The organism is Paenibacillus sp. J31P190 (assembly GCF_059692075.1).
Genome location: NZ_JCAUAS010000007.1, coordinates 22,280 through 36,184, shown reverse-complemented (window position 1 = coordinate 36,184; position 13,905 = coordinate 22,280). Strand labels below are relative to the sequence as shown.

At 48.1% G+C, this 13,905-nt stretch carries 3 protein-coding genes; 1 reads left to right on the top strand and 2 read right to left on the bottom strand.

Annotation, left to right across the window (positions count from 1 at the left end):
- Positions 1–199: 199 nt before the first annotated feature.
- Both AC58U0_RS14985 and AC58U0_RS14980 read right to left on the bottom strand, forming a co-directional pair.
- Complete coding sequence (locus AC58U0_RS14985) at positions 200–3,169, bottom strand: S8 family serine peptidase (protein ID WP_497379745.1); 2,970 nt, start codon at positions 3,167–3,169, stop codon at positions 200–202.
- A gap of 67 nt (positions 3,170–3,236) precedes the next feature.
- The gene (locus AC58U0_RS14980) at positions 3,237–6,710 is read right to left on the bottom strand and encodes a S8 family serine peptidase (RefSeq protein ID WP_497379743.1); all 3,474 of its coding nucleotides are present in this window, start codon (positions 6,708–6,710) and stop codon (positions 3,237–3,239) included.
- 922 nt (positions 6,711–7,632) lie between these two features.
- On the opposite strand from AC58U0_RS14980, the gene AC58U0_RS14975 reads away from it, so the two are divergent.
- Entirely contained in the window at positions 7,633–13,587 is a 5,955-nt protein-coding gene (locus AC58U0_RS14975; protein WP_497379742.1) for a galactose-binding domain-containing protein, read from the top strand.
- Positions 13,588–13,905 lie beyond the last annotated feature (318 nt).

Below are 13,905 nucleotides of genomic sequence, written 5' to 3'. Positions count from 1 at the left end.
ACCGAAAATGGTGGTAAGGGTTTGGGTGGAAGTTGTCTTGGCTCTCGTGAAAAACCCCCTTGCAACGGCGAAATGAAGTCCGCCGTCGCAAGGGGGTTTTTCATGACGAGGATTGTATGGCATCCTCCAATCGGAATTAACGATTCTACAAGTTCGTCTCCCAATGCGTTTTAATCGGACAGACAGGTCCCCGACCCGATTATGGAGAAGGAGTTACAGACTCGGTAGAACTGTCTTGGACGAATATCGATTTGAAAATAGCGGTTTGGTCTTCTAATTCTCCCGTCTCTGGATTGAAACTATTGGCGATAATACCCAGGTTATAGTTGCCATCCTTAAGCTGCTTGATCACGTTGTCTCCTTCTGGTGATAAATACTCATCAACATACGTTCCGTCAAAGTCGGGAATCGTAATCTTTCCGGCAGGGAGATAGTTGAGTTTCTCCGTATCATCTTTTACCTCAATGTCGTTGAAATACGAAACATAGCCAAGGAATTTTTCATCCAACCCGTACAGGCCAATAAGGATGTAGTTCACGGTGTTGGAATGGAGCGTAAAGGAAATATCCACGGGCTTATCGGAAGTTACCGTATTATTCGACAGTTTAATATCTTGAATCGCAAAGCTGTTATTCGCGGAATCGTCCTCTCCTACGTGTATTACGAAAGGCAGATGCAAAGGCGGAATGCCGGATTTGGCATTCGTGAGAAGAACTTCACCCTCATAGACGCCCGGCGGGGCTTTCGCTTTCGTTTTCGCCGTCAACGTCAGTCGATGCCTGTCGTACGACCCGACGGTGATTTTGTTCGAATTACCGGTATCAAGCCCGTCCAGCGTCACCTTGATGTCTTTCACGTTCGGCGTAGGAATCGCACGGGTCGGATCCGGATCGGATGTCACTTTCGGATGCATCACGACTTGGGCCGTGTATGTCAGCGAGCCGCCTGACGTATTTTTGAGCTGCAACGGTTTCGACGCCTCGGAACCTGCTTGAATCATGCCGAAGCTTAAGTTGGGCGCTTCGCTGTCCATCGTAATGGGATTATATTGGTTATCGTAAATCGTGATCTTGTCGAGCGCTTGCAGAATAGCGGGTGTTTTCAGGGCGTTGACGATGTTCACACGTCCCGATCCTTGCGAATAGACATCGTACATGGTGCCATCTTTATTGATTTCGTCTGCGGTGTTCGCCAGAGCCGCGCGAACGTCGGCCGGCGACCAATCCTGGTGCTTTTCTTTCACCAACAAGGCGAGACCCGCAACGTGCGGCGATGCCATGCTGGTTCCGCTCTCTCTGGCGTAGGCGTGTTCATAGCTTTGACTAGGATTCACTTTCCCGTAAGCGGGGAAAGTCGAGTAAATGTTAACGCCAGGCGCGCTGACATCCGGCTTGATGCCGTAATTGCCGTCGGAGTTCGGGCCGCGCGAGCTGAACTCCGCAACCTTATCGCCTTTGAGCTGGATTACTTTAATGTCAGAAGCGAATGTAAACTGCAAGGTGCCCCACATTTGTAGCTGGCGGGCGATCGAGCGACCCAGTTGTCCTGGCATATCGATGAGCGGAATGTAATCATGACCGTCGCCGAGAGCGGCAATGGAGCCGATCGGGCCATTGCGTCCGGGAATGTTATCGTCAAGATTGGGAACGGAAACACCGTTTTCTACTTTGTCAATACCGTTGAAAATAATGATCGCTTTGGCGCCCATCTTTTTTGCGGTTTTGACTTTTTCCTCGAAGGAGATGAGTCCCCGAGAGATGAACACGATTTTATCCTTAAACATGGTAGGATCTGAAGTATAGTCCGTCTCTCTTCCCAAGCCGACATAGACGGCTTCCACAGGTTTCGTTCCGAAGATGGAGCCGAAGACCGTTTGGCCGGATTGCCAAGCGACAAGTCTTAGGAGGTTCGACTGGGCTAAGACCGAATCCTTGACCGACACTTCATATTGCACGCTTGGGCTGGTGGCCGCAGCGACGGAGATCGCAAGCTGCGCAGAAGCGGGAGAGCCCATGGAATAATAGTAGTGGCCCGAGCTGCCGTCGTTTCCGTTGGCCACTACGGCGATGACGCCTGCCAGCACGGCATTGTTTACGGCAATCGAATCCGGAGAGTTGGCGTCTTTGGCCAAGGCGCTTCCCAAAGACAAGTTGATGACGTCCATATGATCTTCTACGGCATGCTCAATGCCGTTGATGATTTGGGCCGACGTCCCGGTAGGCGCTTCGGCTGTGTAATCGTCATCCTTCACTCCCAAAACTTTGTACGAGTGCAGTTCAGCCTCGTAGGCAACGCCTTTCTGATTGAAATCGCCGGTTACGTTTACCGCTCTGCCGACGATGGTTCCCGAAACGTGCGTGCCGTGCGCGGAACCGGCATAGCCGCCAAAGTAGCCTCGCGGGAGATCCTCATAAGGATCCAGATCTTGGTTAAAAGAGTCATAGCCGTAAACTGGACCGTTTGAACTTTGTTGGAACGCGCCCTTCAAATCCGGATGAGCGTAATCCACGCCGGTGTCGAGGACGCCCACCTTTAGTCCTTTTCCTGTAAAGCCCATCTCCCATGCTTTGTCCACACCGATCTGTTTCAGCGGAACCATATCATTCTTGTCAAGGGTTTCGGAAGCGAGGGAATCTGGTTCGGAAATCGGGTGATAGATGAGGTTGGGATGGATCGCCTGAACCCCCGGGATTTTAGCCAATTTCTGAATTTGATTGGCGTTCACCGTCACTTCCATTCCGTTCAATACGGTATCGAACTTGTAATTAACGGAGAGGTCGATGCCTTGCGCTTTGGCGGCGACCAAAAATGCCGTTTGTTCATCGGCGACCTTCTCCTGCGTGAACTCTTGGGCCAACATGCGGTTGCCTTGCTTGGCGGCATAAATGCCGACAGCAGCAGGTTGTACGCTCAGACGGACGATGACTTTGATTTTTTTCGACGAAGAAGTGTCGATGCCCGGTGCGATGAAGGCGCTTGCATCCGGTTTGGAATTTTTGTCCGCGATACGCTGTAAGGAGGCTTCCAGCAGTCGCTTTTGCAAGCTTTTCAGGTTATCCGACTGGGAAGATTGAGCAGGGCCGGCAGCAAAAACGCTTTGGCCCGCAAGGCTTCCGATGATTACGGAAGCGGTAAGAATAGCGATCGTTTTTTTAAATGATTTGATCAAGTTCAGTACCTCATTTCGAACAGGATAGTCATCTTGTCTAAGCGGCTGAGAGTGAGAGTGCCGAAAATCAGTTCAGCACGTTGATCGCGTCGATCGTGACGATTTGGCCGGAAGAGCTGGCATTTCGATCTCCGATATTTACGACTTTGATTGTGTGAATGCCCCAGTCAAGCTTATCTGACGTAAATACCGGAACTTGGTATTGAATGGACATGCTATACAAATCTACCGTCTTAACCGGATTGCCGTCGATAAAGATTTGCGCTTTCCCGCGATTACTGCCTGTGTTGGACATCAGCGTTACGCGGGTTCCGGTAAAGACGAACTCTGCCGCACTATTCTTCGACGACGTAAATCTCTCATTGCCTTTTGTAAATCTTGAACCGAACATCGTACCCCATGCGCCGTTATAACTTACGTTGATATCGCTCGATGCAATCAAGTTCGAGACGACGAAGGCATCGACGTTAATCCACGAGCCTTTGGCTGCCGAATCATGCTGGCCGGTCCATTGGATTTTGATCGTATGACGTCCCGCAGGCAGCCATTTCTTGAAAAGCGATTGATGATGCAATACGGTCGTGCTATAGAGCGACGGCGAAGCTACTTTGACATCGTCGATATACACATCGGCAATCCCCTGACTCGGGTTTTTGGTACCGATCCATTCGATCAGGTTTCCTTTGAAGCCGAACTCCACGCTGCCTTCGGATTGAATCTGTTTGATCGTTCCGCCCGAAAACGGTGAATCCGAAAGGGTTGACCAATTTCCGTTAAAGCGAAGGGCGGGATTCGAATCTTGGAACGTACCCCATTGGTTGCCTGTCGTTACACTTAGCTTATAGCTGCCTGAGCCGGCCGTTGCCATGACATTGACGTAATATGTCCCCGCAGCTGGTACAGTGTACACGATTTCTTCCTTCGAACTGCCAGGAGACTTGGACACCCCTACTAATCCATTTTTGGTAGAAATGGTTGTGGCAGCAGGACCGAATAAAGCAAGGTCGAAGTCAGTAGTTGCTCCGCCCGAGAGGGAGAGGGTGATGGTCTCGCCTGCCTTCAGGTCGAGGGCGTAGACAGCATTCTTTCTATTGCCCGCGCCAAACGTCTTTCCGTTGGAGTCAAGCGTCCCGCTTGTCATGGAATCTTGCAGCGGCGTGCCTGGGATGTCGGTGTCCCAAAGGGCCCGGAAAGCGTTGATCATCCTGCCGCTTACGGTGATGTTGCTCAAGGAGCTAAGCGGCGTGCCGCTGTTCATTAACCGGCTCTTCACTTCACCGGCGCTCATCGAGGGGTTATAGCTCCATACGAGAGCAGCCACGCCCGCAGCGTTAGCAGCCGCGAAAGGAGTACCCGTTTTATACCGGTAATAGCCTTCCGGATATTCCAGGTTGATCTTCGTAATCGAAGGATCGCTAGACACGGTTAAGTCGAAGAAAGCATTAATACTTGTTAGGTAATAGGGTTGAATACCAGGTTTCGTTCTGTAATCATAAATTGTATATTCTACCGGGAGAATGGTGCCGGTATCATGATCGAAGCCGGTCTGCCCTTGTTGGACGAGATGCAGCGTCTTCGTTACGAAATCGGAATCTTTAATGTGATCGATCGCATTCTGACCGGATAGGAGCAGATGACCGCCGCCGTTCAAGTAAGCCGTCAAGTTCCGTTGATCTGAATCCAATAAAAAGTTGGGATTTTCGGTCTCGAGAGTTCCCGTAGACCAAATGACAACATCGTATTTATTGAGCGTAGCTAAATCAGGTCCCACTTGAGCTTGAGTGTCCGTCTCAAACAAAGAGTAGCCGTCATATCCGCCATCGTGAAGCAGGTTCTTATAAACGTTCTTCACTCTCGTCGTTTCGTCGACTCCATCTTCATCGTAGACAAGGCCGGTTACGCTGACATTGGCAGCACTTGTACTAAATGGACCAATCCCAAAGTTCCCGGTGATATTGTCTTGTACAAGAAGGATGTCCGTTTTCCCGTTACCGTCGCGGTCTTGATTCAAATAGTTCATGGCCGTATCGAACATATCTTGTCGCTGCTTCGGATCATAAACGATTTTCGGATCATCCGCATTAAAGCCTTTGATCGGCACTTGCTCGAAGCCCATGCCGTTATAGATCGCTTTGTATGTTCCATTGTTAATCTCTGCGGCAAAACCGATCCGTTGGTCGGGGGATGCAGCAGCAACATAATCTCCCGGCGCAGCCACGTCTACAGACTGTTTGCCGTAGCCGGCGAATTCTGCCAAATTTCCGCCTCTGTCGACGGCGGTCAAGTTCAGAACGTTTCCGAACTTGAAAGAGCCCGGATAGGTCGGAAAGATATCCGTATTGGCTCTATCATGATAAAATTGATCGCCCGCGCCCGTCACGAAGAGCATGGACGAATTTTTGACCGCTTCGCGCAACGATTCGCTGTAATAACTGCTCGTGGCGCCGAAAACGGCAATCTTTGCGCCCTTGTTCTGCGCATACTCAATCGCTATGATCGCATCTTCAATCGTTCCGCCTTGTTCATCCGTAACGAATTTGAGCGGCATCACTTTCACATTCGGCGCAATGCCCGTGATCCCGGTGTTGTTCATCTTAGCCGCGATGATGCTGGCGAGCCAAGTGCCTGCGTAATCGGTATATTTATCGGAAGTATCGAACAATGTGTTGTCGTTATGGAAGAAATCCCAACCGTACACATCGTCGACAACGCCGTTGCCGTCATCGTCCGCACGGTTACCGGCGATTTCTTTGGCATTGATCCAAATATTATCCTTCAGATCGGGCAGATTCGTATCGACACCCGAACCGATCAAGGCCACGATAAGGTCGTTGCTGCCTTTCGTAAGGGCCCAAGCTTCGGGTGCGTCCATATCGATGTCGGGTGTGCCGCCGGGAGCATTTCCATTCAGGGTCTGACCTTGGTTATTCAGCGACCATTGATCCTGGTAAAGTGGGTCGTTAGGAGTGATCGGGTCAGGCGCATTGTTGTATTCTTTCGCGTATGTAGTGATCGCCTGATTCACTTCGACGGCTTTTATGGTTTCGGGTGAATGCACGTAATCGACTTTATTCTTGATATTATCGGATTTGATATTAGGGGATTGCACGTAATAATCGGGCTCGGCGTACAGAACATCCGGATTGGCGGATAGTTCTTCGACCACGCTTTTTACATCCGCTCCGCCCGAGAGGTTCCATACCTCGGCTTGGATAAGCGAAAGTGGCTTAACGCTCACAATTTTGTCTTTCATCGCGCTCAATAGCGATTCGTGAGATTTCGTACTAGATTTGTATTTTACAATAACACGGTTCGGTGCAAATGCTGCGGGATCCATCGAAGTTGTTGTTGATACCTTACTGGTTGGATATTGCGCTTGATCGGTTGCGACTGTGGCTGAACCCATACCGAAAGCGGGTTGAACCGTGCCTAGCAAGCAAAACATAGACACGATCATAATGAAAAGCTTTCTTTCTTGCCGTCTCAAGGCTGTCACGTCCTTTATAGTAAATATATACGCTTGCACTTCAATCGAACCCATAAAACATTAGAACTCCATTCTCATATTCATTGATCACGCTGCTATATCGTTATTTTTACACTCTATCACCTACTCTCTCGTAATGATTGCGTTTTCATTTTGTGGATTTTGCGCAATATAGTTTGGGTGTCTCAAAATATAATTCTATATTTAATTTAAATTAACATTATGTAGTTTGTGTGTATTAATCGTTATTTTTTTAATAAAAGAAATAATATTCCGTATTTCATTTCATGTATTGTTAGCAGCATTCACATCTCGTAACCCATCATTAACAAAGGAGGTACTCTTTGCATCCTCTCTTCTAGGAATTGTACACACTGAAGTTAACTGAGGCAGTACACAGGAAATACACATCCTTCAAATAAAATCAATTTTGAATATGAGAGCGAGGTTGTAGGGCGGAGGGCTCAATCGGTCAAATGGATGGCTTTCTCGCGTGCAATGGCATATTAGACTATAAGTTTGAGGTAAATAGATGAAAGAACTCTTTTTCCTTGTTCTTAGGTATGTTCATGGTAGGACAAACTCTATTCTACGCAAAGGGTTCCAGATGGATAAGCTGGTTCTGTTTGCTTATGCGCTAACGTATTTTTGAAAATTTGGATTGTTTATTTCATTTACAAAAATATCATATAATTCTTTTTTGTATAAAATAATTATGTATAGGTATTTTTGCCCATTTGCAAATATATACAATCTGGCTCATACCGTTTGAATAAACGAATTAGAATCACATGGGATGCTTTCCAAATATAGACATAGTGAACTAGCACATTTGAGATCTATAGGTAGAAGTGCTTATTGTTTTATTTTTCCAACGCGGAATATAATCAGTTTTGCAACTGGACGACAAAAAACGACTAGGCGTTTCGTCACAGTTGAACCCCTCGGGGGCAACAACTTAGGAGGAAAATTAAGAATGGGTATACCAGTTAAAAGTATTCGCAAGAAATTTGGTCAGATCATTTCTTTATCCATTGCTGTATCCATGGTGCTTAGCTTATTTGACATGGTACCTACCCCACAGGCATCAGCCGCAAATGCCGCCAACCCTTCTCACTTACTATCCTATGAGGGAGCAACTTACGCTTCATCGATGGAGGGAGGATTAACGCCCGACAAAGCGGTGGATGGAGACATGAACTCCCGCTGGGGCAGCGCCTTTAGTGCAGACCCGCAGTGGATTTATATTGACCTCGGTGCTGCAGCACACATTGACCAGGTTATTCTCCGTTGGGAGAACGCCTATTCCAAATCGTATAAGATTCAAGTATCCGACGATGAGGCACAGTGGAAAGATATTTATGCAACTACTACTGGAGACGGTGGTGTGGATACGATTGCCCTGACAGGATCCGGACGTTACATTCGTATGTTGTCTCTCGAGCGTGCCGGAAATTATGGAGTCTCGCTCCATGAATTCGAGGTATACGGTACAGGCGGAAGCAATCCCCAGCCGATCGTTCTTGGTGAGGATGTCGCTCTAAATAAATCAGTTGTCGTCTCCTCCTACCAAATAGCCAGCAAAGATAAACCCCTCTTGATCCCGCAAAATGCCGTAGACGGGGATAAGGACACGCGTTGGTCTTCCAAAGACACCAGCGATGAGTGGTTGTATGTCGACCTGGGCAGTGTTCACACCGTAGGTCGCATCAGACTGCTGTGGGAAAACGCAGCCGGCAGAATCTACGACCTCCAAGTATCTGACGATGCCGTCAACTGGAACACGATTTACAGAGAAATGAACGGGAAAGAAGGTTTAATGGACACTCCCGTTTATGCCAGCGGCCGTTATGTGAGAGTGAAAGGGATCAGCAGAACGACAAGCTTCGGCTACTCCCTATTCAATTTTTCCGTTTACGATTACGTGCCAGGGGATGCCAAACCGACCTATACCATTCCGACACTGCCAACCGCTTCTACAGTTGCCGTCGGTCAGGGCAGCTACTTAACCAGTGATATTACAATGCCGCAGCCTAGACCTCCCGTTAACAAAACGGACAATATCGCTGCACCAATTGCCTCCAACGATTGGTGGCAATCCGTCTTGATTAAAGATTTGAGTGACAGTCTCATCACACTTCCGCTTAAATCCAAATATACCAATCAAGGCCTGAGCATCTTGAACCCCGGCGCGGGCTGGGTGGACGAAAGCGGAAATTCGCAGTATGCAGGCGGAGATCCTGATTTTTACTTGATGTCCGGTAACATCAGTGCATCCCGCATTAAGAACAAAATTTCCGGGTATAGCGACTGGTCCGCCACTGTCATATTAAGCGACAACGAGACAGAAAAAATGAAAACGACTTTTGTCAAAGGCTCGCCGTATCTTTACTCCGAGTTTAGCGATCCTACTACGCCTGAACTTTATTTCCCAGCTGCTACTCAATTTTTTGATGACAGCAACAATGCGATCTTAACATCCGAAGGTGCTATTATAACGGCTGACCATATCGGGTTTACCGTGACGAACGTGGACGGTGCTCCGAAACCACAAACAGTGATCAGGTACTACGGTGTATTCGCGCCTGAAGGCTCCACCTTCACAAAAGTCGGCGGTAAAATCAAAATCCGACTAGGCAGCGGACAAAATTATTTGTCATTGTCTACGATTCCCACTGCTGGCGACTTGAACTACTTCTATAAACATGCATATGCGTTCGTCACGAATACGACGGTCACTCCGGGCTTTAACGAGCAAACCTCCGAGGTCACGACCAAATTCGATGTCACGATCGATCAAAAGCGTGCAGATCTGGCACCCACAACCTTGATGGCACTGCTACCACATCAATGGAAAATTACCACTTCATCGCTTACGAATCTGACATACCCGTCCATTCGGGGTGCGTTGAAGCTGCATGAAGGAAACTCCTTTACCACGGTAGACAGATTTTATGGGATCGTTCCCCAATTTACCGAACCGGGAGACCCGACTTATTCACGAGAAGCCTTATTAGAGCAATTGGACTTCCTGGATGAGTCGACTTCAAAAAATATCATGGCTGGGGATGCATATTGGCAAGGTAAAGTGCTTCATCCGCTGGCTATGGGCGTTTTGATCGCTGATCAAATCGGTGATACGTATTATAAGAATGTTTTCCTAAGCAGAATGAAAACCATATTAACCGACTGGTATACTTACACGAAGGGCGAACCGGAATACTTCATGTATTACGATCCGACCTGGGGCACCATGTATTACAAATCGAGTGAGTTTGGTGCCAATACTGGCCTGACGGATCACCATTTCACCTACGGCTATTTTGTGTTTGCTTCCGCCGTCCTGGCGACTTACGATCAGGATTTCAAGGACAATTACGGCGACATGGTTGAGCACCTTATTCGTGATTACGCCAACCCGTCGAAAAACGATCCGCTCTATCCATTCCTCCGCAACTTCGATCCATATGAAGGTCATTCATGGGCTGGTGGGTATGGGGACAATAACAGCGGGAATAACCAAGAGGCAGCCGGAGAGTCACTGTTCGGTTGGGTCGGGGAATACATGTGGAGCCTGCTTTCCGGCAACACAGCCAATCGCGATATCGCCATTTTCGGCTTTACGACCGAACTGAAAGCTGTAGAGCAATACTGGTTCAATTATGACAACGACAACTGGCTGCCAGGGTTTAAGCACAAATCGGTCGGCCAAGTATACGGAAGTGCGTATAACTTCGGCACTTTTTTTAGCGGAGATCCGGTTCATGTGTACGGCATCCACTGGCTGCCAACCGGAGAATATTTGACAAGCTATGGCTTCGATCCAGCAAAAGCCGCCACGTTGTATAACGGTATGGTTGCGGACAAAAAAGGCCCTGAGGATACGTGGTATCATATCGTATGGCCGATTCAGTCGCTAAGCGATCCGCAAGCGGTACTTAACAAATGGACGCTTGAAGGTACCCAGAAAAATGAAATATTCGACACCTATTGGTTCGTACATAACATGGCGACTTTGGGGCAGCGATCCAATGACATTTGGGCGACCGGTTGGTCAAGTGCCACGGTATATAAAAAAGGTTCAATCTACTCTTCCGTGATCTGGAATCCGACGAACGCTCCTGTTATGGTCACTTTCCGCAACGCAAATGGAGTAACAGGCTCTGCCATCGTAGGTCCGAAAATGTTGGTAAAAGTTGATCCGACGAAAGTCAGCGACTTGAATCAAAAAATAGCTCCACAATTAACGCCCGATTCTTCACAGAATACGACGGGTCAACCCATCGAATTGACCTATGCGGACCATGCAGCATGGAGAAGCACAATCAACGAGGTAAAGGTGAATGGGACGAAAGTGGATGCTTCGCAATACAGCATAGTACCAGGTAAAATCACCTTGCATGGAGCATTATTTTCAAATGAGGACCTCTATACGATTACCATCGTGTCGGACGGGTATCCGGACGCTACGATTCAGCAAAATGTGATCACGAGTTCAACTGTGAACCTTGCACTGAACAAAGCGACCGTTACTTCCGAAAATCCGGTTAAAGCTGGAAGCTACGCTGTAGACGGGCTGCTAGATACACGTTGGGAATCTGAATTCAGCGATCCGCAGTTTATTACAGTCGATTTAGGCTCGGAATACAAATTAAGTCATGTACATTTGAACTGGGAAAATGCCGCTGGCAAGAGCTATACCATCCAGGTTTCTTTGGATGGCGTAACTTGGAAGACCGTTTATTCCACAACAAGAGGACATGCTGGTATCGATGACATCACATTCCCGGCTGAGAATGCAAGGTATGTGAAAATGAACGGTACAACACGGACAACGCAATACGGATTCTCACTCTTGGAGTTTGAAGTATACGGAAGTGCCTCGGGCAAGCAACCCGCACCGGTATTAACGGCAGATTCAACGATGAATACGATTGGTCAAGCGATCGACATCACCTATGCGGACAATGCGGCATGGAGAAACGCGATCTATGCAATAAAGGTGAATGGAATGAATGTGGACGCAGCCCAATACAGCGTAACACCAGGTAAAATCACCTTGAATGCTGATTTATTCACAGAGGAAAACAGCAGCTACGCGATTACCGTTCAGGCGACCGGATTTGAGGAAGTGACTGTTAGGCAGGATATCATCACCAAATCGACTGTTAACCTTGCGTTGAACAAACCGACGACCACATCCGAGAACCCACTGCGAGGTGGAAAAGAAGCGGTGGATGGAAATAAGGGTTCACGCTGGGAATCCGCATTCAGCGATCCTCAGTTTATCACGATTGATTTGGGCTGGGAGCACAAGGTAAATCATGTGCTTTTGAACTGGGAAAATGCAGCCGCCAAGAGCTATACGATTCAGGTTTCCTTGGACGGAGCAAATTGGAAGACAGTCTATTCGACAACGACAGGTGACGCAGGAATCGATGATCTTACGTTTGCTCCTGAGAGCGCAAGATATGTCAAGATGAGCGGCACGACACGGACAACGCCATATGGTTACTCGCTTTGGGAGTTTGAAGTGTACGGTACCTCCACGGGTACACCAACAATACCAGCACCACCAACACCATTAGCAGCACCTGAAATGCATGCAGATACGATATTGAACATGATCGGTCAGCCAGTTGAGATCACCTATGCAGACGATGCGGCATGGAGAGAGGCGATCAACGCGGTGAAGTTAAACGGAACAATATTAAACGCTGGGCAATATAGCGTAACACCTGGGAAAATTACCTTGGTACCCTCCTTATTTCCAGAGGCTAACAGCTATACCATCAGCATTCAGGCAACTGGCTATAATGAAGTTTCCGTTCAGCAGGATGTCAGCAAGAACACGAACGTGGAAGTTAATCTTGCTTTGAACAAACCGACGACCACGTCCGAGAACCCACTGCGAGGTGGAAAAGAAGCGGTGGATGGAAATAAGGGTTCACGCTGGGAATCCGCATTCAGCGACCTGCAGTTTATTACGGTTGATTTGGGCTCAGAGTACAAGGTAAATCATGTGCTCTTGAACTGGGAAAACGCAGCTGCAAAAAGCTACACGATTCAGGTTTCTGTAGATGGCTCAACTTGGAAGACGGTCTATTCGACAACGACGGGTAAACCAGGAATCGATGATCTTACGTTTGCTCCTGAGAGCGCAAGATATGTCATGATGAGCGGCACGACACGGACAACGCAATACGGATATTCGCTTTGGGAGTTTGAAGTGTACGACAGCTCAACAGGCACACCAACACCAACGCCAGAACCATCTGCTCCACTAACACCTGTTTTAACTGCTGATACAGTAGTGAACACAACTTATCAGCCGATCGAAATTACCTTCGCAGACGATGGGATATGGAGAGATGCGATCAACGCTGTGAAGTTAAACGGAATTACATTAAATGCCGAGCAATATTGCGTAACACCTGGAATGATAACCTTGTATGATTCCTTGTTTACAACGGCCGACATGTATACGATCAGCATCCAGGCTGCTGGCTATAAGGATGTTTCCATTCAGCAGAATATCACCATGGACTTAAAAGTTAATCTTGCTTTGAACAAACCGACATTTACGTCCAAGAGTCCGCTTCAGGGCGGCAATTATGCGGTCGATGGAAACAAGAGATCCAGATGGGAGTCCGCATTTAGCGATCCGCAATGGATCAGCGTTGATCTGGGAACACCCGTCTTGATTAGTGGAGTGCTTCTTAACTGGGAAAACGCTTCTGCAAAAGCGTATTCAATCGAAGTTTCCGCAGATGGCGAGTCCTGGACGCCCGTGTATTCCTCGACAACCGGTGATGGTGGCATTGATCAAATAGACTTTAGCCCCACCAACGCCAGGTTTGTAAAGATTAACGGCACTAAACGTAATACCCAATACGGCTACTCATTATGGGAATTAGCAATATATCAATAAAGAAGAGCGTGTGTGTAAAATTGCAAGGTATATAGCTAAGGTCGGGGGGCACCTGTAACAAGGGCTCCTCTGTCCTTTCTTAAGGTCATAGGATGGATATTATTCCGTTGGTTTCATTCCCCCCTCATTGTGATGGCTTATGCTTCAATTACGTGTTTACAAAAATCATACCTCCGCATCCACAAGGACGCGGAGGTTTTCTTGTACATCCCGACTCAGCCCGCCTTTTCCTCCGCGATGGTGCGGGCGATCCAGACGTCCGCTCCAGTCCGCGAGTCACCCCAGCACCGTCTCCGCCGCAATAGAGGACGGCGATTT